Origin of the sequence: Enterobacter sp. RHBSTW-00994 (assembly GCF_013782625.1) — a bacterium.
Taxonomy (GTDB): domain Bacteria; phylum Pseudomonadota; class Gammaproteobacteria; order Enterobacterales; family Enterobacteriaceae; genus Enterobacter.
In genome coordinates this window covers 2,808,432-2,832,874 of sequence record NZ_CP056199.1, presented here as the reverse complement: position 1 = coordinate 2,832,874, position 24,443 = coordinate 2,808,432, and the positions used below count along the sequence as shown (strand labels likewise).

The window sequence follows — 24,443 nt, the reverse complement described above, 5'->3', positions numbered from 1 at the left end:
GCATTAATTGCCCCCAAGAGGGACCAGCAATACGTCAACCAGGCTTGAACTTACAATAGATTTTGCCGAGCAGGCGGCGCGTGAGAAAAAGCTGTGGTTATGATTACCGCAAATCACCAGGTCAATATTCTGCTTTCGGCACATACTCAGAATATGTTCGTTTAATTCCCCCGTTGCGATAACTGTTTCCTGAATGGGATATTCTGCCTTTTCCTCCAGCTCCCGAAGAAATTGCTGTGTTTCTTCCTGCAAAATGCCGCGAATGTCTTCAAGCATAGGGGCAGCCAGCTGATTATACATCTCAGGTTCAGCGGCGAGAGTGATGAGACTGATACGCGCGTTGCTCGGTCTGGCGATGGAAACAGCGCGTGCGACGAGTTGATGGCTTTCAGGTGAAACAGCAACAGAAACAAGAAGATGGGTGTAACTCATCACGCACTCCTTTGGTGTCTGAAATACAATGTTTCTCAACCTTTACCGCGATTTAACTGCTTCCGCAAGGGGGGAATACGACATTAGTGTGAAGCTTATCATAATTATTCATTAATTATTCTTATAGGAAGAATAATTAAAAATTGGGTCAGAGCGATAAAAATTAACAACTTAACGTAAATCATACAAATATTATAATGTTGCGCTAAATCATTCTAACCTGTTATCAACACATGCGGGATGATTTCGGGATGAAACAGATTAAAAAAGACATTCATATAACCATATGTTTTTTATACATAATGAAATCATGTTTCTGCTATAGAAATGTTGTTCACGCCTGACTCTTCGAAGAGTCTACAGGGAAGCAATTGGCATACCCGATCAGTTCACACTTCTGCATGAGTATTCGTCCATTAAGAATATAAAATAATGCTGTTTGAGCAATAAATGTACAATTTACAAGTCTTACTGATGGATTTATGGGTTATATTCACTTAAATTGTGTGACGTAGATCACATTTTTTTTAAATTTCAGGTGAGGTCGCATTGTATGTGTCAAAACTGACGAGTAGAGTTTGCGTCGAATTAGGAAAAATCTTAGTTATTTGTAAGAAATGATAAAACGTGTAAGCAACACATCATCATTTTCGTTGTTGCGCGTTTTACTGCGTACAAACCTTAATTCAACTATGCATTTAGCCTTTTCTTTTTTTTATACCGGGTGATTTCCCGGCGACATCACGGGGTGCGGTCTTTCCGCATAAAAATAATAGTTGGTTATTCGGGATGGGAAAAATGCATACATCCGAGTTGCTAAAACATATCTATGACATCAATTTGTCATATTTACTGCTCGCGCAGCGTTTGATTAGTCAGGACAAGGCGTCCGCGATGTTTCGCCTGGGCATTAACGAAGATATGGCAACCATGCTTGGCGGATTAACACTCCCGCAAATGGTAAAACTGGCAGAAACGAATCAACTAGTATGCCAGTTCCGCTTTGATAGTCCTCAGACCATTACGCGTCTGACTCAGGAATCCCGGGTGGATGATCTGCAACAGATCCACACCGGTATCTTACTTTCTACCCGATTGCTCAGCGAAATCAGCCAGCCTGATGACGCAGCCCGTAAGAAAAGGGCATAAAAATGGGCGAGAAAAGCATTGTTCAGGAAGCGCGTGACATACAGCTGGCAATGGAACTGATTACGCTGGGTGCTCGTTTACAGATGCTGGAAAGCGAGACTCAGTTAAGCCGTGGTCGTCTCATCAAACTGTATAAAGAATTACGTGGTAGCCCGCCGCCTAAAGGTATGCTGCCGTTTTCGACGGACTGGTTTATGACCTGGGAACAGAACATCCATGCGTCGATGTTTTGTAACGCCTGGCAGTACCTCCTGAAGACAGGATTGTGTACTGGCGTTGATGCCGTTATCAAAGCGTATAAACTCTACCTTGAGCAATGCCCACAGCAGGAAGAGGGTCCCTTGCTGGCGTTAACCCGCGCATGGACGCTGGTGCGTTTTGTCGAAAGCGGAATGCTTCAACTGTCGCGTTGCAATTGCTGTGACGGCAATTTTATCACCCACGCTCATCAACCCGCAGGCAGCTTTGCCTGTAGTTTATGCCAGCCGCCATCCAGAGCCGTAAAAAGACGTAAACTTTCCCGGGATGCTGCCGATATTATTCCACAACTGCTGGATGAACAGATCGAACAAGCTGTTTAACCCGAACACGTGGGCAAGAACTCCAGCAGCGGTAATTTATTGCCGCTGCTTTTTTTTATCCTGTGATTGGGTCACATCTTCGAACTGAACGTCCTGCCATAGTCACTAGCGGAAGGATGATGTCGTGCTTATCTTATTAGGTTACCTGGTTGTTATCGGTACAGTTTTCGGCGGTTATATGATGACTGGCGGACACCTTGGAGCACTCTATCAACCGGCTGAACTTATTATCATCGGCGGCGCTGGGGTAGGGGCTTTTATCGTTGGTAACAACGGTAAATCAATCAAGGGGACGCTGAAGGCCATTCCGCTGCTGTTCCGTCGTTCAAAATACACCAAAAGCATGTATATGGACCTGCTGGCGCTGCTCTATCGCCTGATGGCGAAGTCACGTCAGCAGGGGATGTTCTCGCTGGAGCGGGACATTGAAAACCCAAAAGAGAGTGAGATCTTCGCCAGCTATCCACGCATTCTTGCCGACGCAATGATGCTGGATTTCATCGTCGATTATCTCCGTCTCATCATCAGCGGCAACATGAATACCTTTGAGATTGAAGCGCTGATGGACGAAGAGATCGAAACCCACGAAAGCGAATCAGAAGTGCCCGCGAACAGCCTGGCACTGGTGGGCGATTCCCTTCCGGCGTTCGGTATCGTTGCCGCGGTTATGGGGGTGGTTCATGCCCTGGCGTCGGCAGACCGACCGGCAGCTGAACTGGGTGCTCTGATTGCACACGCCATGGTGGGGACATTCCTCGGTATTTTGCTGGCCTACGGTTTCATTTCACCCCTGGCAAGTGTTCTGCGTCAGAAGAGCGCGGAAACCACCAAAATGATGCAGTGCGTCAAAATCACGCTGCTTTCTAACCTCAACGGTTATGCGCCACCTATCGCAGTGGAGTTTGGGCGTAAAACGCTTTACTCCAGCGAGCGTCCTTCGTTTATTGAACTTGAAGAACACGTGCGTGCGGTGAAAAACCCAAACCAACAGACGACAACTGAGGACGCATGAAAAACCAGTCCCATCCGATCGTCATTGTAAAAAAGCGCAAGCACAAGGGGCATGGGCATGGTTCTCATGGCTCGTGGAAAATCGCATACGCTGACTTTATGACTGCAATGATGGCGTTCTTCCTGGTGATGTGGCTGATTTCCATCTCCAGTCCGAAAGAGCTGATCCAGATTGCGGAGTATTTCAGAACTCCGCTGGCAACAGCGGTTACGGGTGGACAGCGTATTTCTAACAGTGACAGCCCTATTCCTGGCGGTGGCGATGATTATACCCAGCAGAAGGGTGAGGTGAAAAAAGAGCCGAATATCGACGAGCTGAAAAAACGGATGGAACAGGCGCGTCTGAAAAAACTGCGTGGCGATCTGGATCAACTTATAGAAGCCGATCCGAAACTGCGCGCGCTGAGACCGCATCTGAAAATTGATTTAGTCCAGGAAGGTTTACGAATTCAAATTATTGATAGCCAGAACCGTCCCATGTTTAAGACGGGCAGTGCCGAAGTCGAGCCGTATATGCGCGACATTTTGCGGGCTATTGCACCTGTTCTGAACGGTATTCCAAACCGTGTCAGTCTTTCAGGTCACACGGATGATTTCCCGTATGCCAGCGGTGAGAAGGGATACAGCAACTGGGAGCTTTCTGCCGATCGTGCCAACGCCTCGCGACGCGAGTTGGTGGCCGGTGGGCTTGATGATGGCAAAGTTCTGCGTGTCGTCGGCATGGCCGCAACCATGCGTTTGACCGACCGCGGGCCTGATGACGCCATCAACCGTCGTATCAGTCTTTTAGTGCTGAACCAGCAGGCGGAGCAGGCCATCCTGCACGAAAACGCCGAAAGTCAGAATGAGTCACTGGACGATTTAAAACAGCCTGGAGCCGTACCTTCGGCTGCCGTTCCAACATCGCCACCAGCCAATCCGAGGTGATAGCGTGAGCATGGATATTAGCGATTTTTACCAGACATTCTTTGATGAAGCTGACGAATTGTTGGCTGATATGGAGCAACACCTGCTGGATCTCGTGCCTGAAGCACCTGATTCAGAGCAGCTTAATGCCATCTTCCGTGCGGCGCATTCGATCAAAGGCGGAGCCGGAACATTTGGTTTTACCATTTTGCAGGAAACAACCCATTTAATGGAAAACCTGCTTGATGAAGCGCGACGCGGTGAGATGCAGCTCAATACCGACATTATCAACCTGTTTTTGGAAACCAAAGATATTATGCAGGAACAGCTCGACGCCTATAAAAGCTCGGCAGAGCCTGATGCCGCAAGCTTTGAATATATCTGCAATGCTCTGCGCCAGTTAGCGCTGGAAGCGAAAGGCGAAGCGGCGGTTCCCGCCGTTAGCGCAGCAAAATTGAGCGTTGTTGACGCAGCAGCTGCACAGGATGTTGCAACGGCCTCTGCGCCGGCCAGCAAACTGCGCGTGGTCCTCTCTCGCCTGAAAGAGAACGAAGTCAATCTGCTGGAAGAGGAACTGAGTAACCTGGCGACATTAAGCAATGTCGTGAAAGGGAAAGACAGCCTCGCTGCGACGCTTGATGACGGTATTGGCCAGGATGATATCGTGGCGGTCCTGTGCTTTGTTATTGAAGCGGATCAGATTGATTTTGAAACCGAAATGGTAAGCGCCGACGTCCCAGCTGAAGTGGAAGAGACGGTTGCTGTGGCAGAGGTTGCTCCACCTGCTGCCGTGGCCGCTGTACCGGCGTTAAAAGCTGTGCCGAAAGAGGCAGGCGCGCAGGCGCGTGGCGAGCGAGAAAAACCTGCTGCGCGTTCCAGCGAATCCACCAGCATCCGCGTTGCGGTTGAGAAAGTGGATCAACTGATTAACCTGGTGGGTGAACTGGTGATCACCCAGTCGATGCTGGCTCAACGTTCTAATGAACTGGATCCTGTGACCCACGGTGATCTGATCACCAGCATGGGGCAATTGCAGCGCAATGCACGTGACCTGCAAGAATCGGTGATGTCCATCCGTATGATGCCGATGGAATATGTCTTCAGCCGCTTCCCGCGTCTGGTACGCGATCTGGCCAGCAAGCTTAATAAGCAGATTGAACTGACGCAGTTGGGCAGTTCTACTGAGCTGGATAAGAGCCTGATTGAGCGCATTATTGATCCGTTAACGCACCTGGTGCGTAACAGTCTGGATCACGGTATTGAATCCCCGGAAAACCGTATTGCCGCCGGGAAATCTCCAGTGGGGAACCTGATTCTGTCCGCAGAACATCAGGGCGGTAATATCTGTATCGAAGTGACCGATGATGGCGCGGGTCTTAACCGTGAACGCATCCTGGCGAAAGCGATTTCGCAAGGCATGAATGTTAACGAAAACATGACCGACGAAGAAGTGGGCATGTTGATCTTCGCACCTGGCTTCTCGACCGCAGAGCAGGTGACCGATGTGTCTGGCCGTGGTGTGGGTATGGACGTTGTGAAACGTAATATCCAGGAGATGGGCGGCCATGTTGAGATCAAGTCTAAACAAGGCTCTGGCACGACCATTCGTATCCTGCTGCCATTAACACTGGCGATCCTCGATGGGATGTCGGTAAAAGTGGCGGGGGAAGTGTTTATTCTGCCATTGAATGCGGTAATGGAATCGTTGCAGCCTCGTGAAGAAGATCTGCATCCGTTAGCGGGTGGCGAGCGCGTACTGGAAGTACGTGGCGAATATCTGCCGCTGGTGGAACTGTGGAAAGTCTTCGAAGTCGATGGGGCAAAAACCGAAGCCACCCAGGGGATCGTGGTTATTTTGCAAAGCGCAGGTCGTCGCTATGCACTGTTAGTCGATCAACTGATTGGTCAGCATCAGGTTGTCGTGAAGAACCTCGAGAGCAACTACCGTAAAGTGCCGGGTATTTCTGCAGCTACCATCCTCGGTGATGGCAGCGTCGCGCTGATCGTCGATGTATCGGCGCTTCAGGGATTAAATCGTGAACAACGCGTGGCATACACAGCCGCCTGATTAAGAAAAAGGTAATAACATGACCGGTATGAGTAATGTAACGAAACTGGCCGGCGAGCCATCAGGGCAGGAATTCCTGGTCTTCACTTTAGGCGATGAAGAATACGGCATCGATATTCTTAAAGTGCAGGAAATTCGCGGCTACGATCAGGTGACTCGCATTGCCAATACGCCTGCGTTTATCAAGGGCGTGACGAACCTGCGCGGTGTCATCGTGCCTATCGTTGACCTGCGTGTGAAGTTCAGTCAGGGCGATGTGGAGTACAACGATAACACCGTGGTGATTGTCCTGAACCTCGGCCAGCGAGTGGTGGGGATTGTCGTGGATGGCGTATCTGATGTGCTGTCTCTGACTTCTGACCAAATCCGTCCTGCGCCAGAGTTTGCGGTAACGCTGTCTACCGAGTATCTGACGGGCCTTGGCGCTCTTGGCGATCGCATGTTGATTCTGGTGAACATTGAGAAGCTGCTGAACAGCGATGAGATGGCTTTGCTGGATATTGCGGCGAGTCACGTAGCGTAATGTCATAAATGTAATTTTCGTGGGTTTTTCCGTTCACCTTATGTCCGGTTTCCCATGTCATATTCTCCGCCCGTGAACGGGATAAGGGGGCCGCAGCGGCTCCCTTATCAATCCCCGTGGCCCGCAGAAAATCGGTGCTTCACACGACGCTCACCTCCCGACCGGCTGCCAGCGGTCGCTCGACTTGACCTCCTGTCTCGTTTCGCCTCTGGCCACCATACCTGGCGTCCAGCCCTTGTCATCAGGCCTCCGGCTCGCCGATTTTAGCGGGGACTCAACCTCCGTACCTCATTCAGGCAATGAAGAAGCGAGAGGGAGCGAGAGTCCGGCTGGACATCGCCGAGACGTTTGCGGCTGGCCGGGGCCGCCTGCAGGGATGTGACGTCGTACCCGACCCGAAAGCCAGACGCAATAAGTCGAGGGAACCGTGAAGTGGCGATTTTCCTTGCCGGGAGCCGGGATTGTTAAGGGGGCGGCGATAGCCCCCTTAACACGTTCACCGCAGAGAAATGGACAGAAAGCAGGGGAACAGAAGTGAACGGAACATGACCACCAGAACTCTATATGACGTGTTCTGGAAGATTCATCACATTATGCTTCCTGCTCAACCATCTCTGGCTGCTCTTCCAGCAATCCTTCATTCTGCGCCAGCATCGCCGTTGCGATCCCGTTACCCAGTACGTTAATCGCTGAACGTCCCATATCCAGGAAGTGGTCAATGCCCATCAGCAGCAAAATGCCGGCAACCGGGATATTAAAGCTCGGAATGGTCGCGGCCAGAACAACCAGGGCAGAGCGCGGCACACCCGCAATCCCTTTAGAGGCCAGCATCAACGTCAGCATTAACACTGTCACTTCTGAGAAACTCAGGTGAATGTTGTACGCCTGGGCGATAAACATGGAGGCGAAAGAGCAGTACACCATAGAGCCCACCAGGTTGAACGAGTAACCAATTGGCAGTACGAACGACACGATGTTGCGTGAGCAGCCAAAGCGCACCAGTTGTTCCAGCGTTTTTGGATAAGCCGCTTCAGAACTGCTGGTGGTAAAGGCCACCAGGACCGGGTCCTTAAGCATACTGACTAAGCGGAACACCTCTTTTTTCAGCACCATGTAACCCACGGCCAGCAGCACCATACAGGTGAGTACAATCGCAACATAGTAGCCTCCGATAAAGGACGCATAGTTCAGCAAAATACCCAGACCCTGCGTTGCCACAACGGAGGAGATCGCGGCAAAAATGGCCAGCGGCGCAACATACATTACATAGCCCGTCACCTTCAGCATGATGTGGGAAACCACATCAAGTGCTGCAACCAGCGGCGCATTAAACTTCTCACCCAGTGATGCCCCACCAATTCCGAAGAACATGGAGAAGACCACAATTTGCAGGATCTCGTTGTTTGCCATTGCGCCCGCAATGCTGGTCGGGATGGTGTGGGAAAGGAAGCCTTTCAGCGTCATCCCGCCAACAGCCAGACCCGTGTCAACGGATTCAACCGGAATGGCTAAGTTCAGACCGCTGCCAGGATGTTCCATGGTGACAATGAACAACCCGACCAGAATAGACAGTACAGATGAGCTAATAAACCACACCATCGCTTTACCGCCTACGCGGCCAATGGTGGAGGTTTCACCCAGTTTCATGATCCCAACGGTCAGCGTACTGAACACCAGAGGGGCAATGACCATCTTAATGAGTCGGAGGAAAATATCGGTAAGGAGCGTGATGTTGTCTGCCCAGGTGGCGATGACGTCATGTGATGCGTATTCATGAATCGCTGCCCCTGAAAGAATACCCGCCAGCATGAATATCACGATGAAGAGTGTGAGTTTGTTTGCACTTGCCACGAAAAAATACCCTCTATGCGCTTAGGTTGTCTTTGGCGCTGATGCATATTGATTTTTTATTACAGCGCCAGAAAAGATTCGGCACATAAATTGAAGTAAAGCGGGGGCAGATACAACTAGTTTTTATTTTTTATTAAATTTGTTGCTAACACAGTGACGATATATCGTGACGCTAATCACACTTTTGTGGATATATCCTCATCTTATTGCTTTTTTCTTCATTTTTATTTCATCTAATTTATTGTTTTTTATGTGAAATATGGGTCAATACGGCAAAGGTATTAGGCGAAGCGGCAGGAGTGGTTGAACGCGTCACCATAAACTAAATTCACATTAACCCCCCGTCAGGAAAGTTAAGTGGGGCTAACATATTGAGCCGTATCAATAAAATGCGAAAAGCGAACGGCAACATTTTCTGGAGGGCTGTAAATGAAACGAAAACTCCTTCTGATATGTACAGGCAGCATTCTGGTTATGGTGGCAGGACAAGCGCAGGCGGTGGTAACCAGCAGTGGAACCATCGGTGCAACACTGACGCTAACCAATGGCTGCTTGATCAACGGTTCGCCTTCGCAAAACGGTATTAACTTCGGGACGCTGGATTTTGGGACCCATCCAGCGACCTTTTCAACGCTCTCCACTCAGTTGACCGGGGCCAGCGGCGGCAACACCTTCACGATCCAGTGTACGACGACAAGCTATACCGTTGCGATTACCGGGAATACCAACTCCACTGCACCAGGTACTATTGTGGGAACCACCGGCACACCGGCACGTTATCTGATCAACACCACGAATGCGGCGCAGGGTGTAGCTTACAGCCTCTATAGCGACAGCGGGTTTAACAACGTTGTGGCTAATAACGCCGCTCTGCCGATTGCGTCAACTACCGGGGGAGTCAATAGCTATACCCTTTATGGGCGGATCACCGGAGGTGGTAACAGCGTGTCAGTCGTGCCGGGAACGTACACCGATACCATTAACGTTAGCGTGACCTACTAGCTTCAGCGTTCATCATGAAGGCGTCCATTTTATGTCTGCGCTCTGGCGCAGAGGGCATTCTGCAAACTTTTTTTATGCTGGTGATAGGGCTGCTTTTGCTTCCTACGGCAGAGGCCGTCACCTCAAAGTCTTTTAAAGTTAGTGCGACCATTGTGCCGGGGTGTTCGGTGACAACCGGCAGTGGCGGGCTGTTTGGAACACTGGATTTTGGTACGCATACCGGTGTGGAAAGTAGCCCTGTGAGCACCAGTTTTGTGCCAAACGGAGCCCTGTCCATCGCCTGTACGCCCGGTGTGACGCTGAGTATGAGCATTGATGGTGGGCAGCACTACTCGTCTGTTCGACGAATGCAAAAAGCCAGTAGCACCGATGTTGTGGGATACCGGTTGTACAGCAGCAGTTCACTGGCCGCGAACAGTGAGATTGGGGTCAACCAGTCCGTGTCGGTGACCTATACCAACAGCAATAACATTGCGCTGCCACTGTTTGGTGTCGCGCTCTTGACGGGGTTTAGCCCCGCAGGAACCTATTCAGATCAACTTGCCGTGACGTTGTCATGGTGACTCAGGGAGAAGGTCGATGAAGGTCTCTTATGTGCGAAACGCTGTACTTGGCCTGTGGGGTATTTTCGGGGTGATCAGTGGCCATGCGAATGCCGCGGCGACAATTCTGTTATGGCCGATCGACCCCTGGTTGTCGGCAGATACCAAAGCGACTGAATTATGGATCCAGAACCAGGGCAGTGGCGCGACCACGATGCAGGTACGTATTGTACGCTGGCGTCAGGAAAATGGCTTTGAACGCTACGCCGCACAGCAGGATGTGGTTGCCAGTCCGCCGATTGTGACGATAGCGAAAGGCAGCAAACAGCTGATTCGGTTGATCAAACAGACCACCATCCCTATCGGCGTTGAACAAGCCTACCGCATTATTGTGGATGAAATTCCGCAGCCTGACGCGAAAGCAGAACCTGAAATTGGTCTCAAACTGCAAATGCGATATTCCATTCCACTGTTTGTCTATGGTCAGGGGATCCCGACAATAAAAGAAGGGGCGCACCATGCCCTGGCCGATACGCAAAAATTGAGCTGGCGAATCATTCAGGAGGCGGGACAACCTGCATTACAGGTCCGTAATCAGGGGGATGTGCATGTCAGGCTGAGCCAGGTGACGTTGAGTCAAGGTGGCCGGAAACGCGCGCTGGCAGAAGGATTGCTGGGATATGTCCTGCCGGACAGTACCCGCAGTTGGCCGATACCCGCAGGTGTACATCAGCCGGAGCAGATGAGCGCACAAATTAATGCCAGGGACACGCAATGGCAGTCGACGCCCGGCAACTGAAACCTGTGATGATTATCCTGCTCTGCGTCAGTACAAGCTCCTGGGCCGAATCCGGTGATGACAGTTTACCGCCACCGCCGGATGCCCGGGCAATAAATGACGAGGCGGTATTCCAGCTGGCCGTGGTGCTTAACCACTACGACACCGGGTTGGTTGCGCCGGTTGCGCAGCGGAGCGGGGCGTTCTTCATCTCCAGTGCCGATCTGCTGCGCGCGGGACTTCCACCAGAGCATGTGCCACCAGGTGAGGTAAATCTCTCCACGCTTTCGCAAGTCCGAGTGGCGTATGACAGCACGGCGCAACGCCTGCTGTTGACGGTTCCGGGAAACTGGGTTCCGTCACGCGTGACGCCGTTCAGCGGGCAAGCGATGCAGAGCAAACCCCATTACGGCAAAGGTGCGCTGCTTAACTACGATCTTTATACCAACCACACCGAACACGCTGGCGGTCAGGCTTCCCTCTGGCACGAATTCCGCTATTTCAATGAAAATGGTTCGCTCTCCTCGACCGGCTATGCCCGGGAGAACTTCGCCGGAAACAGTAGGCAGCAGGAAGGGTATGTTCGCTATGACACGACCCTGATGATCACGAATGAAGACGATGCAATCACCTGGAGTGCTGGGGATGTGATAAGTGATGCCCTGAGCTGGAGCTCCAGCGTGCGTATGGGCGGAATCAGTTATGGCCGTGATTTCTCCCTGCGCCCCGATCTGGTTACCTGGCCGCTGCCGGAATTCTCAGGAGAAGCGGCTGTTCCCACGTCGGTGGATCTCTTCATCAACGGCTACCGCTCGGGATCGACCCAGCTACAGCCTGGCCCGTTCACGCTCACTAATCTGCCCTATATAAACGGAGCAGGCGATGCTGTGTTGATCACCACCGATGCGTTGGGTCGTCAGGTCAGCACGACGTTACCCTTTTATGTGACCAGCGATTTACTCAAACAGGGGCTCAGCGATGGCGCCGTGACTCTGGGCCGTTTGCGCCGTGATTACGGTATCAAAAATTTTGACTATGGCCCGGCGGCGGGGAGCGGATCGTACCGCTATGGCGTGACCGACTGGCTAACGCTTGAAGGTCACGGTGAAGGAGCAGAGGCACTGGCGCTGGGTGGGGGCGGTGCAGTGGTTAAGTTGGGCCGCTTTGGCGTGGTGAATACCGCGTATAGCCACAGCAAAATGCGTGGGGACGATGGAGGGCAAATTAACTGGGGATACCAGTACAGCACGAGCGAGTTGAGTCTGAGTACCCAACATACCCGGCGTGACCGCGGGTTTGGTCACCTGGCATTGTATGACCAGCCTACGGTCTACGATGAAAATAATAAACCGATCGCCAGCCTGAGTCGTAATACCGATCAGTACTCCCTGACGTTTAACCTGGGCCAGTTCGGTAATATTGGCGCCGCCTGGATCGGCGTTGAGAGCTTTGACCGCCAAAAAACGGAGTTGCTCAACCTCTCGTGGAGCCGAAATTTATGGGGAAGTAGCAGCATTTATCTGGCGGCCAGTCGTGACCAGCAGCGCGGCGACTGGACTGTTGCTCTCTCCTTGCAGGTTCCGCTTGGTGAGCGTGACAGTGCCGCCATCACCTTTGAAAACACGCCAGGCGCTGGCAACACACAGCGTATTAACTACAACCACTCTATGCCATCAGAAGGAGGTCTGAGCTGGAATATGGCCTGGGCGAACCAGTCACAGTCGAGCAACTATCAGCAAGGAACGCTGGGCTGGCGGAATAACCACATTGAGCTCCAGGGAGGTGGGTACGGCGAACGGGACATGATGACCTGGTGGGGCGAGGCGATGGGGGCCATTGTGCTGATGGACGGCGAACTGTTCGCCGCGAACAAAATTAATGATGCCTTCGTGGTGATCAGTACTGATGGACATCCGGATGTTCCCGTAAGCTATGAAAACCAGCCTGTAGGTAAAACCAACAATAATGGTTACCTGCTCGTGAGCGGGGTATCAGCCTATTATCCGGCAAGTTACAGCATTGATACCCTCAATCTGCCAGCCGATACGCGGCTGAAAGAGACCGAACGCCGGATTGCGATTCGACGTCACAGTGGTTATCTGGTGGACTTTCCGATGGCGCAGGAACGGGTGGCGAGTGTGATCCTGCACGATGCGCAAGGAAATGCGATTCCGGTTGGCAGCCAGGTCAGGCGAGTTTCGCGTAGCAACGCGGTGGTTGGGTATGACGGGATTGCCTGGCTGGAAAATCTCAGCGATGTGAACGCGCTGGATATCTCCACCCCGGAGGGCAGGCACTGTAAGACCACTCTGACCATTGGCGCTAACCCTGAACATAAACTCTTAACCTACGGTCCACTGGTCTGCCGGGAGGCGCAGTGAAGCGCGCATGGTTGATGTTCATGCTGCTTCTGATCTCTTGCGGCAGTTGGGCTGCGTGTACCGTCAGTACCGTTAATGCGTCATTCGGGAATGTCCCGTCATTTTCCCTCAGCGGAACCGGGGAAGTGGAAACGACCGGCACGCTGGTGGTGGCATGTGATGCGCTACTCAACCTGCTCACCAGTGATACGGTGACACTGAACTACACATCAGCCACGATTTCGGCCAATAGCCGTGCCACCCTGAAACGCACCGACAATGCGACGATCACCGATGTGATCCCAACGCGGCTGTGTGGGTTGTCAGGCTGTGCGAGCAGCAGTGAAGTGCAAATCAGTAAAGCCTATACCTGGGGCAGCAGTACATTGTTAAATCTTATCGGAGGCAAGCAGTACAATATCCCTCTCTATTTCCGCACTGTGGCCGGACAAAACGTCACTGCAGGGCCGTACCAGGTCACCTTGACGTTGAGTATTACCTACAGTGTCTGTTCGGTGGGCGTGCTGAACGTATGCCTGTCCGGTTTACAAACCGGAACATCCATCACCACCATCACGGTAGATATGAACGTGACCAACGACTGCAGTGCGATGACAACACCTGATGTGAGCTTTAATAGCGCGCCGCTGGTCCAAAATTTTCCTGTTATCTCGCAGGCGATTGCGGTGACATGCACCAAAGGGAGCGTCTACACCATTGGTATTAATGATGGCGCGAATTCGCAGAACAACGTGCGCAGGATGGCCAGTGGCAGTAACTATATGAGTTACGACATTTATAAAGAGGCCACCTCTAACCGATGGGGCGGAAGTGGCGGTGAGCGCTGGGCCAGCTCGGCATCATCACAGCTCAGCGCAGACGGATTACTGCGCACCTATAACTACACCGCCAAAGTTCTCACCAGCCAGACTACGCCGCCTGCAGGAACTTACAGTGACACCCTGATAGTCGACGTTACGTTTTAAGTCCACGCTTTTCCCTTTCTCAAATGTAAAGTTCCCGCTGTCTGTGCCGATAACACCGTTAATAAATCTATGAGAAGGTGTTGTATGTTGAACCGTATCCGCGTTGTCACAATGCTTATGATGGTGCTGGTCATTTTCGCGCTTCTTCAGCTTATTTCCGGCGGATTGTTTTTCTCGTCGTTAAAAAACAATCAGGACAGTTTTGCCACGTCAAATGAACTGCGCTTACAGCAAAGTGAACTGACCTCGACCTGGGATTTGATGCTGCAAACGCGTATCAACCTGAGCCGTTCTTCTGCTCGCATGATGATGGATCCAAATAATCAGCAAAGTAGTGCAAAAACGGATCTGTTGAAAAATGCCCGCGCAACCCTTGCAGACGCCGCAAAACATTACGACGCCTTCAAAAAGAGTACGCCACAGCCTGCAATGGAGCAGGCGAGCCAAAACATCGACGAAAAATATAACGCCTACTTCGCCGGTCTGACGGAACTGATCCAGTTCCTGGAGAGTGGGAACACTGACGCCTATTTCGCCCAGCCTACACAAGGCATGCAAAACGCCCTCGGTGCGGCACTGACTGAGTATGCGAAAGCCAGCAGCGAGCAATATCACTCAGCATTTACGGCCAGCCAAAATGACTATCTTTTTGCCAAATGGCAGATGGCGGTTCTGGCGTTAGCGCTGGTGATTGTGCTGGTCGTCGTCTGGTATGGCATTCGCCACATTCTGCTTAATCCGTTGGGACGCGTTATCGCCCATATTCGTGAAATTGCCAGTGGCGACCTGACCAAAACGCTGACGGTTTCCGGACGTAACGAAATCACCGAACTGGCGAACAGCGTTCACCATATGCAGGGCTCGCTGATTGATACCGTCGCGAATGTGCGTCAGGGGTCGGATGCTATTTATACCGGTACGAGCGAAATCGCGATGGGTAACAACGACCTCTCTTCGCGTACCGAACAGCAAGCCTCTGCACTGGAGGAAACCGCCGCCAGTATGGAAGAGTTGACCGCGACGGTGAAACAGAACGCCGATAATGCCCGCCAGGCGTCTCAGCTTGCAGAAAGCGCCTCAGAGACGGCGCAGCGTGGTGGTCGTGTGGTGGATGGCGTGGTGAAAACCATGCATGAAATTGCCGACAGTTCGAAGAAAATCGCTGACATCATCAGTGTGATTGATGGAATTGCTTTCCAGACTAATATCCTGGCGCTGAACGCTGCTGTAGAAGCGGCACGTGCCGGAGAGCAGGGCCGTGGCTTTGCGGTGGTGGCCGGTGAAGTTCGTAACCTGGCAAGCCGCAGCGCGAATGCCGCGAAGGAAATTAAAGCCCTGATTGAAGACTCTGTCTCGCGCGTTGATACTGGCTCTGTGCTGGTGGAAAGTGCGGGAGAAACCATGAATGACATCGTTAATGCGGTCACCCGCGTTACGGACATCATGGGTGAAATTGCCTCTGCCTCGGATGAGCAGAGTCGGGGGATCGATCAGGTCGCTCTGGCAGTATCTGAAATGGATCGTGTTACACAACAAAACGCCGCACTGGTGCAGGAGTCCGCTACGGCGGCGGCTGCGCTGGAAGACCAGGCGAGCCGTCTGAAGATGGCCGTCTCGGCATTTCGTCTTATCTCAAAACCTACAAATACGGTCTCTTCTCGTCTGACACACAGCGAGGCGACGTCAGCGACGGTGGCAGTAAAAAACCGTGCGCTGACGACCGGACAAGATGACAACTGGGAAACATTTTGACTGACATTTAAACCGCGGCTGCTTGCCGCTTGATGGGAGCGTGGATGTTAAATCGTATTCGTATCTCGACCACACTGTTTTTGATTTTGATTCTTTGCGGTGTGTTGCAGGTTGGCAGTAACGGGTTGTCTTTTTGGGCGTTTCGCGATGGCTATCAGAATTTGCAGGAAGTCGAGGCGAGTAATCAACAGCGCTCCGCTCTGGCACAAACGCGAGCGGTTTTATTGCAGGCAAGTACGGCGCTGAATAAGGCAGGGACCTTAACCGCCCTGAGTTATCCGCCGGATGATATTAAAGCGCTGATGGTGACTGCGCGTGACAGCCTCAAGCAGGCCGATGCGCAGTTTAAAGCCTTCACCGCACAAGAGGCTGTCAGCGAAAAAGGGAAAGCGCTGACGGCAACCATGAAGAAGAATTTCGACCAGTGGCACAGCGATCTGGAGCACCAGGCGACCTGGCTTGAGAACAACCAGCTTTCAGACTTCCTGACCGCGCCAGTGCAGGATTCTCAGGCCGCGTTCGATGGCAGTTTCAACGCGTGGCAGCAGGATATTAACCAGTTTGTTGAACGTGCAGGTGAGGGCAGCCGCAGCAGTTACCACATGTCCGGTGTGATTTTCGCGGTCGTGGTCATTCTGGCCGCACTGTTAACCGGCGGGGCGTTGTTCTGGTCGCGCAAAATGATTGTGCAACCGCTGGCCATTATCAGCAGCCATTTTGACAGCATTGCGAAAGGCAATCTGGCGCGCCCGGTGGCGGTGTATGGCAAAAACGAAATTTCGGCCATTTTTGCCAGCCTGAAAGCAATGCAGGGCTCATTGCGTGAAACGGTTACAGATGTGCGCCAGGGCAGTTATGCCATGCACACGGGGATTTCTGAGATTGCGGCAGGCAATAACGATCTCTCTTCACGTACCGAACAGCAGGCCGCTTCGCTGGCGCAAACGGCGGCCAGCATGGAGCAGTTGACCGCGACGGTAAGCCAGAACGCCGACAATGCCCGTCAGGCGTCTGATCTGTCAAAGCAGGCCGCGCAGACTGCGAAGAAAGGTGGCGAACAGACGTCTCACGTTGCCAGTACCATGCATGCGATTGCCACCAGTTCGCAGAAAATTGGTGACATCATCAGCGTCATCGACGGTATTGCGTTCCAGACCAATATTCTGGCACTCAATGCGGCGGTTGAAGCGGCACGTGCAGGTGAACAAGGGCGTGGGTTTGCGGTTGTGGCAGGTGAAGTACGTAACCTGGCGAGCCGCAGTGCGAATGCGGCGAAAGAAATTAAGGTGTTGATTGAAGAGTCCGTGTCGCGTGTGCAGCAAGGATCAACTCTGGTTGATACTGCCGCGCAAACCATGACTGAGATCGTGACCTCCGTCACCCGTGTGAACGACATCATGGGCGAAATTGCCTCTGCATCGGATGAACAGCGCCGCGGGATTGAGCAGGTTGCTCAGGCGGTAAGCCAGATGGATCAGGTGACGCAGCAGAACGCCTCGTTAGTCGAAGAAGCGGCTGCAGCCACCGATCAACTGGCGAATCAGGCAGACCATCTGACCGGACTGGTCGCGGTATTTAATGTGAAAGAGCATGTTGAAGCAGTAACAGAAGTCGGGCGGTCGCAGGCCGTGCCAGTTGTATCCTGAATGTGATTAAGAAGGCGCTATGACATCACCAATGCCCTCAGGGCAAACGTCATTACTGTTGCAGATGACACAGCGCCTCGCGCTGTCCGACGCGCATTTTCGTCGGATATGTCAGTTAATCTACCAGCGTGCGGGGATCGTACTTGCTGATCATAAGCGAGATATGGTCTACAACCGTCTGGTTCGGCGCTTGCGCACACTTGGACTGGATGATTTTGGCCGCTATCTGAGCATGCTCGAAGCGAACCAGAACAGCGCCGAATGGCAGGCTTTTATCAACTCATTAACGACCAACCTGACCGCTTTTTTCCGTGAAGGTCACCACTTCCCGGTACTGGCGGATCATGCTCGCCGCCATAGCGGTGGTGAATACCGTGTCTGGAGTGCGGCGGCGTCTACTGGTGAAGAGCCGTATTCTCTGGCGATTACGCTAGCCGACACGTTAGGTATGGCCCCTGGTCGCTGGAAAGTGTACGCCAGCGACATCGACACTGAAGTGCTGGAAAAAGCGCGGAACGGGGTGTATCGCCAGGATGAACTTAAAACGCTGTCACCTCAGCAGTTACAGCGTTACTTCATGCGCGGTACGGGTCCGCATGAAGGTTTAGTACGTGTGAGACAAGAGCTGGCGAACTGTGTGGAATTTGCCCCCGTTAACCTGCTGGATAAGCAGTACAACGTGCCTGGGCCATTTGACGCTATTTTTTGCCGTAACGTCATGATCTATTTTGACAAAACGACGCAGCAGGACATCCTGCGCCGCTTTGTTCCGCTGCTCAAGCCTGACGGATTACTGTTTGCAGGGCACTCGGAGAATTTCAGCAACCTCGTGCGTGAGTTTAGCCTGCGTGGGCAAACGGTATATGCGCTGAGTAAGGAAAAAGCATGAGTAAAATCAGGGTATTGTCTGTCGATGATTCAGCGCTGATGCGTCAGATCATGACGGAAATTATCAATAGCCACAGCGATATGGAGATGGTGGCAACTGCGCCTGATCCTTTAGTTGCGCGGGATTTAATTAAAAAATATAACCCCGACGTGCTAACGCTGGATGTCGAAATGCCGCGCATGGATGGCATCGATTTCCTTGAAAAATTAATGCGGCTGCGGCCAATGCCTGTCGTGATGGTGTCATCGCTGACCGGTAAAGGTTCAGAAATTACGCTGCGTGCGCTGGAACTGGGGGCGGTCGACTTTGTGACCAAACCGCAGTTGGGCATCCGTGAAGGAATGCTGGCGTATAGCGAGATGATTGCGGAAAAAATCCGTACTGCCTCGCGTGCAAAACTGGCGGCGCATAAACCGATGGCAGCTCCCGTTACGCTCAAAGCTGGGCCGTTGCTCAGCTCTGAAAAACTGCTGGTCATTGGCGCGTCAACCGGAGGAACAGAGGCAATTCGTCATGTACTCCAGCCATTGCCGCTTTCAAGTCCCGGTATTCTTATTACCCAGCATATGCCACCAGGCTTTACCCGCTCGTTCGCGGAGCGTCTGAACAAGCTGTGTCAGATCAGCGTGAAAGAGGCTGAAGACGGCGAGCGCGTTCTGCCGGGTCATGCGTATATCGCCCCAGGTGACAAGCACATGGAGCTGGCGCGCAGTGGCGCAAACTATCAAATCAAAATTCATGACGGACCACCGGTTAACCGGCATCGTCCGTCAGTGGATGTGCTGTTTCATTCGGTGGCGAAACACGCGGGGCGCAACGCCGTTGGGGTGATCCTGACGGGGATGGGCAACGATGGCGCCGCCGGAATGCTAGCAATGCACCAGGCGGGCGCCTGGACCATTGCGCAGAATGAAGCAAGTTGTGTGGTGTTCGGCATGCCGCGCGAGGCCATCAATATGGGTGGCGTGAGCGAAGTGGTCGATCTTAGCCAGGTAAGCCAGCAGATGTTGGCAAAAATCAGTGCCGGACAGGCAATACGTATTTAAAGAGGAGTGTAGTTTTATGGCGGACAAAGAGCTCAGATTTTTGGTTGTGGATGACTTTTCCACCATGCGTCGCATCGTTCGCAACCTGCTGAAAGAGCTGGGTTTCAACAACGTTGAAGAGGCAGAAGACGGTGTTGATGCGCTGAACAAACTGCAGGCTGGCGGTTTTGGTTTTGTTATTTCTGACTGGAACATGCCTAACATGGACGGTCTGGAACTGCTGAAAACCATTCGTGCGGACGGCAATATGTCTTCTCTGCCGGTACTGATGGTGACCGCAGAAGCGAAAAAAGAGAATATCATCGCAGCAGCACAGGCGGGCGCAAGCGGGTATGTGGTGAAGCCATTTACTGCAGCGACTCTGGAAGAAAAGCTCGGCAAGATCTTCGAGAAACTCGGCATGTGAGGTAGTTATGATGATGCAACCTGCTATGAAACCCGTTGAAGAACATTCGCCCAGCGACATTATTGCCCGCATTGGTAGCCTGACGCGCATGCTGCGCGACAGTCTGCGCGAGCTAGGTCTGGATCAGGCTATTGCTGAGGCAGCAGAAGCGATTCCGGATGCACGCGATCGTCTCGATTATGTTGTACAGATGACCGCTCAGGCCGCTGAACGCGCACTGAATAGCGTTGAAGCGTCACAACCGCATCAGGATGAAATGGAAAAAGGGGCAAAATCCCTGACCAAGCGCTGGGATGAGTGGTTCGAAAACCCCATTGAGCTGGCTGATGCCCGCGAACTGGTGACGGATACGCGTAAATTCCTGAGTGATGTTCCCGGTCATACCAGCTTCACGAATGCGCAATTGCTGGACATCATGATGGCGCAGGATTTCCAGGACCTTACCGGTCAGGTGATCAAGCGCATGATGGACGTGATCCAGGAGATTGAACGTCAGTTGCTGATGGTTCTGCTGGAGAACATCCCGGAACCTGCTGCACGCCCTAAACGTGAGAACGAAAGCCTGCTCAATGGCCCTCAGCTCGATGCCTCTAAAGCGGGAGTTGTGGCAAGCCAGGACCAGGTTGACGACCTGCTGGACAGCCTCGGTTTCTGATTGCGAGTCTTATCCTCAGGTTGCGCGAGCAGCCTGAGGATACCCTAACGCAAATATCTCAAGACAACTCAACACCCCAGAAACCTCGAAAAGAGCCCGAATAGACAGGCTTTTCCCGCCATTGGTTTCTATCGTGGCTGGCATGATAAGCGTGACGTAATGGGCAGCGAGCGCGCACTGTGGCAGAAGACAGCGACGACAAAACAGAAGCCCCCACACCCCACCGACTTGAAAAAGCGCGTGAGGAAGGGCAAATCCCCCGATCCCGAGAACTGACATCCCTGCTGATTCTGATTGTAGGCGTGTGCATTATCTGGTTGGGAGGGGAGTCGCTCGCCCGAAGATTGGCGGGAATGCTGACGGCTGGGCTGCGTTTTGATCACAGCATGGTCAATGATCCGAATCTGATTCTTAGTCAAATCATCCTGTTAATTAAAGACGCGATGATCGCATTACTTCCGCTCATCGTTGGGGTCGTTCTGGTGGCGATTGTGTCGCCTATCATGCTGGGCGGCCTGGTGTTTAGTGCCAAATCACTGCAGTTCAAGTTTTCCAAGCTTAACCCATTTCCCGGCATAGCCCGGATGTTCTCGGCCCAGACAGGGGCTGAACTGGTTAAAGCTATCCTCAAATCGACGCTGATGGGCAGCGCGGCAGGTTTTTATCTGTTGCATAACTGGCCTGAAATGATGCGTCTGATGAGCGAATCCCCGTTTAGTGCCATGAGCAATGCCATGAACCTGGTAGGGTTGTGCGCGTTGCTGGTAGTGCTCAGCATCATCCCGATGGTGGGTTTTGACGTTATCTTCCAGATTTATACCCATATCAAGAAGTTGCGAATGTCCCGTCAGGATATCCGTGATGAATATAAACAAATGGAAGGTGATCCGCACGTGAAAGGGCGTATTCGCCAGATGCAGCGTGCTGCTGCACGCCGTCGCATGATGGAAGATGTGCCAAAAGCGGACGTTATCGTCACCAACCCGACGCACTATTCTGTTGCACTGCGATACGACGAAAACAAAATGAGTGCGCCAAAAGTGGTGGCCAAAGGGGCTGGACTGATTGCGCTGCGCATTCGTGAAATTGCAACTGAAAACCGTGTTCCGATTCTTGAAGCACCGCCACTGGCGCGTGCGTTATACCGCCATGCGGAAATCGGACAACAGATCCCTGGACAACTTTACGCTGCCGTGGCGGAAGTTCTGGCCTGGGTATGGCAACTGAAACGCTGGCGTTTAGCGGGCGGTCAACGACCTGTGAAACCTGAGAACCTTCCAGTGCCTGAAGCGCTGGATTTTATGAATGAGAAGGATACTGATGGCTAATCTGCTGGCAATGTTGCGCCTGCCAGGCAACATGAAATCGACACAATGGCAGGTTCTGGCCGGGCCGATTCTTATCCTGCTGATTCTGTCGATGATGGTTCTGCCGCTACCGGCGTTCATCCTCGATCTGCTGTTCACATTCAACATTGCGCTATCCATTATGGTGCTGCTGGTGGCGATGTTCACCCAGCGTACGCTGGAGTTTGCAGCGTTTCCGACCATTTTGCTCTTTACCACGTTGTTGCGACTGGCATTGAACGTTGCGTCCACGCGTATCATCCTGATGGAAGGACATACGGGTGCAGCCGCGGCAGGTAAGGTGGTTGAAGCCTTCGGCCACTTCCTGGTGGGCGGGAACTTCGCCATCGGTATCGTGGTGTTCGTTATCCTGGTCATCATCAACTTTATGGTTATCACCAAAGGTGCGGGACGTATTGCGGAAGTTGGCGCGCGTTTTGTGCTGGATGGGATGCCGGGTAAGCAGATGGCGATCGATGCCGACCTGAATGCCGGGTTGATTGGTGAAGATGAAGCGAAGAGACGTCGTTCCGATGTGACCCAGGAAGCTGACTTCTACGGTTCAATGGATGGTGCAAGTAAGTTTGTGCGTGGTGATGCCGTCGCGGGCATCCTGATCATGGTGATCAACGTTGTCGGTGGCCTGTTGGTCGGTGTGCTGCAGCACGGTATGGACATGGGGCACGCGGCAGAAAGCTATACGTTGCTGACCATCGGTGACGGTCTGGTCGCCCAGATCCCGGCGCTGGTGATCTCGACGGCCGCGGGTGTCATCGTGACGCGCGTGAGTACCGACCAGGACGTAGGCCAGCAGATGGTGGGGCAGCTTTTCAGCAACCCACGCGTGATGATGTTGTCAGCCGGTGTTTTAGGTCTGCTCGGACTGGTTCCAGGAATGCCAAACTTGGTCTTCCTGCTGTTTACTGCTGCGTTGCTTGGCCTGGCGTGGTGGATGCGCGGGCGCGAAAATAAACCCGTGGCTGAGTCTGTCCCGGTAAAAATGCCTGAGAATACTCAGGCGGTAGAAGCGACCTGGAACGATGTTCAACTGGAGGATTCACTGGGGATGGAAGTGGGCTATCGCCTGATCCCGATGGTGGATTTCCAGCAGGATGGGGAGTTGCTGGGCCGTATCCGCAGTATCCGTAAAAAATTCGCTCAGGACATGGGCTTTTTACCGCCAGTAGTCCATATCCGTGACAACATGGATTTACCTCCTGCGCGCTACCGTATTCTGATGAAAGGTGTAGAGATTGGCAGTGGTGATGCCTATCCAGGTCGCTGGCTGGCCATTAACCCAGGTACGGCCGCAGGGACTCTTCCCGGCGAGCAGACCGTCGACCCAGCCTTTGGGCTGGCGGCTATCTGGATCGAGAGTGCGCTGAAGGAACAGGCGCAAATCCAGGGCTATACCGTGGTTGAAGCCAGTACCGTCGTGGCAACACATCTGAATCACCTTATTGGTCAATTCTCCGCCGAGTTGTTTGGTCGACAGGAGGCACAGCAGCTTCTCGACCGTGTGACCCAGGAGATGCCGAAGCTGACGGAAGATCTGGTTCCGGGAGTGGTGACATTAACTACCCTGCATAAGGTACTGCAAAACCTGCTTGACGAAAAAGTGCCGATTCGCGACATGCGAACCATCCTGGAAACACTGGCGGAACATGCACCGCTGCAAAGCGATCCGCATGAACTGACGGCGGTTGTGCGTGTGGCTCTGGGACGTGCGATCACCCAGCAGTGGTTCCCGGGAAATGGCGAAGTTCAGGTTATTGGCCTGGATACACCGCTGGAACGTTTGCTGCTACAGGCATTGCAAGGGGGGGGCGGCCTGGAGCCGGGTCTGGCCGATCGTCTGCTGGCGCAAACTCAGGAAGCGCTGGCGCGTCAGGAGATGTTGGGCGCACCACCGGTTCTTCTGGTAAACCACGCGTTACGTCCGTTACTGTCCCGCTTCCTGCGTCGTAGCCTGACGCAACTGGTGGTGTTGTCAAATATGGAACTGTCGGATAATCGTCATATTCGTATGACGGCGACAATCGGAGGGAAATAATGCGCAAGTGGTTATGGATAGTGCTGTTTCCGCTGGCGGCGCAAGCCGCGGGTGATGGAATGTGGCAGGCCAGCAGTATTGGCATCACGCTGAATAATCGCGGAGTGTCTGCCTCGTCACGTCCTCTCGCAGCATCTGAACCCGTTTCAGGTTTGATGACGCTGGTGGTCTGGCGTTATCAACTGAATGGTCCAACGCCTGCCGGGTTGCTGGTACGTTTATGTTCTCAGACCCGCTGCACAGAGATTGATGGTGAAAGTGGAACGACCCAGGCGTTCAACGGCGTACCTGCTGTTGAACCGCTGCGCTTCGTCTGGGAAGTACCTGGCGGAGGACGTCTGATCCCTGCGCTCAAAGTACAGAGCAATTCTGTCATCGTAAACTACCGCTAACTGGCCAATGCCATTCACTTAAACGGAATGGCATTGCAGTTCATCAAATCATGTGTGCTTTTCTCTTTA

22 protein-coding genes are annotated in these 24,443 nt (G+C 52.8%); 20 read left to right on the top strand and 2 right to left on the bottom strand.

Annotated features, from left to right (window positions below; translation table 11 throughout):
- Window positions 1-3: 3 nt before the first annotated feature.
- On the bottom strand, window positions 4-432 hold the full coding sequence (gene uspC / locus HV346_RS13595) for a universal stress protein UspC (protein ID WP_181619862.1): 429 nt from the start codon (window positions 430-432) through the stop codon (window positions 4-6).
- 798 nt (window positions 433-1,230) lie between these two features.
- On the opposite strand from uspC, the gene flhD reads away from it, so the two are divergent.
- From flhD to cheW, 6 genes are all read left to right on the top strand, one after another.
- A complete protein-coding gene (gene flhD, locus HV346_RS13590; RefSeq protein WP_181619861.1) occupies window positions 1,231-1,581 on the top strand; it encodes a flagellar transcriptional regulator FlhD in 351 nt (116 codons plus the stop codon).
- 2 nt (window positions 1,582-1,583) lie between these two features.
- Window positions 1,584-2,162 carry a flagellar transcriptional regulator FlhC gene (gene flhC / locus HV346_RS13585; RefSeq protein WP_181619860.1) on the top strand — a complete coding sequence of 193 codons (579 nt, stop codon included), beginning with the start codon at window positions 1,584-1,586 and terminating at the stop codon, window positions 2,160-2,162.
- 124 nt (window positions 2,163-2,286) lie between these two features.
- Window positions 2,287-3,174: a flagellar motor stator protein MotA gene (gene motA / locus HV346_RS13580; protein ID WP_181619859.1), complete on the top strand. Its 888-nt coding sequence runs from the start codon at window positions 2,287-2,289 to the stop codon at window positions 3,172-3,174.
- On the top strand, window positions 3,171-4,100 hold the full coding sequence (motB, locus tag HV346_RS13575; protein ID WP_181619858.1) for a flagellar motor protein MotB: 930 nt from the start codon (window positions 3,171-3,173) through the stop codon (window positions 4,098-4,100). The genes motA and motB overlap by 4 nt, the downstream gene beginning before the upstream one ends.
- Window positions 4,101-4,104: 4 nt before the next feature.
- Complete coding sequence (cheA, locus tag HV346_RS13570; RefSeq protein WP_181619857.1) at window positions 4,105-6,147, top strand: chemotaxis protein CheA; 2,043 nt, start codon at window positions 4,105-4,107, stop codon at window positions 6,145-6,147.
- Between the two features lie 19 nt (window positions 6,148-6,166).
- On the top strand, window positions 6,167-6,670 hold the full coding sequence (cheW, locus tag HV346_RS13565; RefSeq protein WP_181619856.1) for a chemotaxis protein CheW: 504 nt from the start codon (window positions 6,167-6,169) through the stop codon (window positions 6,668-6,670).
- 591 nt (window positions 6,671-7,261) lie between these two features.
- On the opposite strand, the gene HV346_RS13560 is transcribed toward cheW, so the two are convergent.
- A complete protein-coding gene (locus HV346_RS13560; protein ID WP_181619855.1) occupies window positions 7,262-8,521 on the bottom strand; it encodes a dicarboxylate/amino acid:cation symporter in 1,260 nt (419 codons plus the stop codon).
- A gap of 429 nt (window positions 8,522-8,950) precedes the next feature.
- Between HV346_RS13560 and HV346_RS13555 the strand changes: the two genes are divergently transcribed.
- The 14 genes from HV346_RS13555 to HV346_RS13490 all read left to right on the top strand — a co-directional run bounded on the left by HV346_RS13555 (window position 8,951) and on the right by HV346_RS13490 (window position 24,374).
- Window positions 8,951-9,523, top strand: a complete 573-nt coding sequence (locus HV346_RS13555) for a spore coat protein U domain-containing protein (RefSeq protein ID WP_181619854.1) — start codon at window positions 8,951-8,953, stop codon at window positions 9,521-9,523.
- A gap of 14 nt (window positions 9,524-9,537) precedes the next feature.
- Window positions 9,538-10,086, top strand: coding sequence for a spore coat U domain-containing protein (locus HV346_RS13550; RefSeq protein WP_181619853.1), 549 nt, complete (start codon window positions 9,538-9,540; stop codon window positions 10,084-10,086).
- 16 nt (window positions 10,087-10,102) lie between these two features.
- Window positions 10,103-10,864 (top strand): molecular chaperone, encoded by a 762-nt coding sequence (locus HV346_RS13545; protein WP_181619852.1) that lies wholly within the window; start codon window positions 10,103-10,105, stop codon window positions 10,862-10,864.
- Window positions 10,840-13,224 carry a fimbria/pilus outer membrane usher protein gene (locus HV346_RS13540; RefSeq protein ID WP_181619851.1) on the top strand — a complete coding sequence of 795 codons (2,385 nt, stop codon included), beginning with the start codon at window positions 10,840-10,842 and terminating at the stop codon, window positions 13,222-13,224. Before HV346_RS13545 ends, HV346_RS13540 begins: the two co-directional genes overlap by 25 nt.
- Window positions 13,221-14,189 carry a spore coat U domain-containing protein gene (locus HV346_RS13535; protein ID WP_249415091.1) on the top strand — a complete coding sequence of 323 codons (969 nt, stop codon included), beginning with the start codon at window positions 13,221-13,223 and terminating at the stop codon, window positions 14,187-14,189. Before HV346_RS13540 ends, HV346_RS13535 begins: the two co-directional genes overlap by 4 nt.
- Before the next feature lie 84 nt (window positions 14,190-14,273).
- Window positions 14,274-15,941, top strand: a complete 1,668-nt coding sequence (gene tar / locus HV346_RS13530) for a methyl-accepting chemotaxis protein II (RefSeq protein ID WP_181619850.1) — start codon at window positions 14,274-14,276, stop codon at window positions 15,939-15,941.
- Between the two features lie 44 nt (window positions 15,942-15,985).
- The gene (tap, locus tag HV346_RS13525; RefSeq protein WP_181619849.1) at window positions 15,986-17,587 is read left to right on the top strand and encodes a methyl-accepting chemotaxis protein IV; all 1,602 of its coding nucleotides are present in this window, start codon (window positions 15,986-15,988) and stop codon (window positions 17,585-17,587) included.
- A gap of 19 nt (window positions 17,588-17,606) precedes the next feature.
- Window positions 17,607-18,476, top strand: coding sequence for a protein-glutamate O-methyltransferase CheR (gene cheR / locus HV346_RS13520; protein ID WP_181619848.1), 870 nt, complete (start codon window positions 17,607-17,609; stop codon window positions 18,474-18,476).
- A complete protein-coding gene (locus HV346_RS13515; RefSeq protein ID WP_166711579.1) occupies window positions 18,473-19,522 on the top strand; it encodes a chemotaxis response regulator protein-glutamate methylesterase in 1,050 nt (349 codons plus the stop codon). Before cheR ends, HV346_RS13515 begins: the two co-directional genes overlap by 4 nt.
- 16 nt (window positions 19,523-19,538) lie before the next feature.
- Entirely contained in the window at window positions 19,539-19,928 is a 390-nt protein-coding gene (cheY, locus tag HV346_RS13510) for a chemotaxis response regulator CheY (protein WP_095282410.1), read from the top strand.
- A gap of 10 nt (window positions 19,929-19,938) precedes the next feature.
- On the top strand, window positions 19,939-20,583 hold the full coding sequence (gene cheZ, locus HV346_RS13505) for a protein phosphatase CheZ (protein WP_181623780.1): 645 nt from the start codon (window positions 19,939-19,941) through the stop codon (window positions 20,581-20,583).
- Between the two features lie 179 nt (window positions 20,584-20,762).
- Window positions 20,763-21,911, top strand: coding sequence for a flagellar biosynthesis protein FlhB (gene flhB / locus HV346_RS13500; RefSeq protein ID WP_181619847.1), 1,149 nt, complete (start codon window positions 20,763-20,765; stop codon window positions 21,909-21,911).
- Window positions 21,904-23,982, top strand: coding sequence for a flagellar biosynthesis protein FlhA (flhA, locus tag HV346_RS13495; RefSeq protein WP_181619846.1), 2,079 nt, complete (start codon window positions 21,904-21,906; stop codon window positions 23,980-23,982). The genes flhB and flhA overlap by 8 nt, the downstream gene beginning before the upstream one ends.
- A complete protein-coding gene (locus HV346_RS13490; RefSeq protein ID WP_181619845.1) occupies window positions 23,982-24,374 on the top strand; it encodes a flagellar protein FlhE in 393 nt (130 codons plus the stop codon). The genes flhA and HV346_RS13490 overlap by 1 nt, the downstream gene beginning before the upstream one ends.
- Window positions 24,375-24,443 lie beyond the last annotated feature (69 nt).

Excerpts from the sequence above, each read along its gene's own strand:
- HV346_RS13555 (WP_181619854.1), top strand. The coding sequence starts at position 8,951 with ATGAAACGAAAACTCCTTCTGATATGTACAGGCAGCATTCTGGTTATG.
- uspC (WP_181619862.1), bottom strand. The coding sequence starts at position 432 with ATGAGTTACACCCATCTTCTTGTTTCTGTTGCTGTTTCACCTGAAAGC.
- tap (WP_181619849.1), top strand. The coding sequence starts at position 15,986 with ATGTTAAATCGTATTCGTATCTCGACCACACTGTTTTTGATTTTGATT.
- cheR (WP_181619848.1), top strand. The coding sequence starts at position 17,607 with ATGACATCACCAATGCCCTCAGGGCAAACGTCATTACTGTTGCAGATG.
- flhA (WP_181619846.1), top strand. The coding sequence starts at position 21,904 with ATGGCTAATCTGCTGGCAATGTTGCGCCTGCCAGGCAACATGAAATCG.
- HV346_RS13515 (WP_166711579.1), top strand. The coding sequence starts at position 18,473 with ATGAGTAAAATCAGGGTATTGTCTGTCGATGATTCAGCGCTGATGCGT.
- HV346_RS13545 (WP_181619852.1), top strand. The coding sequence starts at position 10,103 with ATGAAGGTCTCTTATGTGCGAAACGCTGTACTTGGCCTGTGGGGTATT.
- tar (WP_181619850.1), top strand. The coding sequence starts at position 14,274 with ATGTTGAACCGTATCCGCGTTGTCACAATGCTTATGATGGTGCTGGTC.
- HV346_RS13490 (WP_181619845.1), top strand. The coding sequence starts at position 23,982 with ATGCGCAAGTGGTTATGGATAGTGCTGTTTCCGCTGGCGGCGCAAGCC.
- flhD (WP_181619861.1), top strand. The coding sequence starts at position 1,231 with ATGCATACATCCGAGTTGCTAAAACATATCTATGACATCAATTTGTCA.
- cheZ (WP_181623780.1), top strand. The coding sequence starts at position 19,939 with ATGATGCAACCTGCTATGAAACCCGTTGAAGAACATTCGCCCAGCGAC.
- motB (WP_181619858.1), top strand. The coding sequence starts at position 3,171 with ATGAAAAACCAGTCCCATCCGATCGTCATTGTAAAAAAGCGCAAGCAC.
- HV346_RS13550 (WP_181619853.1), top strand. The coding sequence starts at position 9,538 with ATGAAGGCGTCCATTTTATGTCTGCGCTCTGGCGCAGAGGGCATTCTG.
- cheY (WP_095282410.1), top strand. The coding sequence starts at position 19,539 with ATGGCGGACAAAGAGCTCAGATTTTTGGTTGTGGATGACTTTTCCACC.
- HV346_RS13540 (WP_181619851.1), top strand. The coding sequence starts at position 10,840 with ATGGCAGTCGACGCCCGGCAACTGAAACCTGTGATGATTATCCTGCTC.
- flhC (WP_181619860.1), top strand. The coding sequence starts at position 1,584 with ATGGGCGAGAAAAGCATTGTTCAGGAAGCGCGTGACATACAGCTGGCA.
- cheW (WP_181619856.1), top strand. The coding sequence starts at position 6,167 with ATGACCGGTATGAGTAATGTAACGAAACTGGCCGGCGAGCCATCAGGG.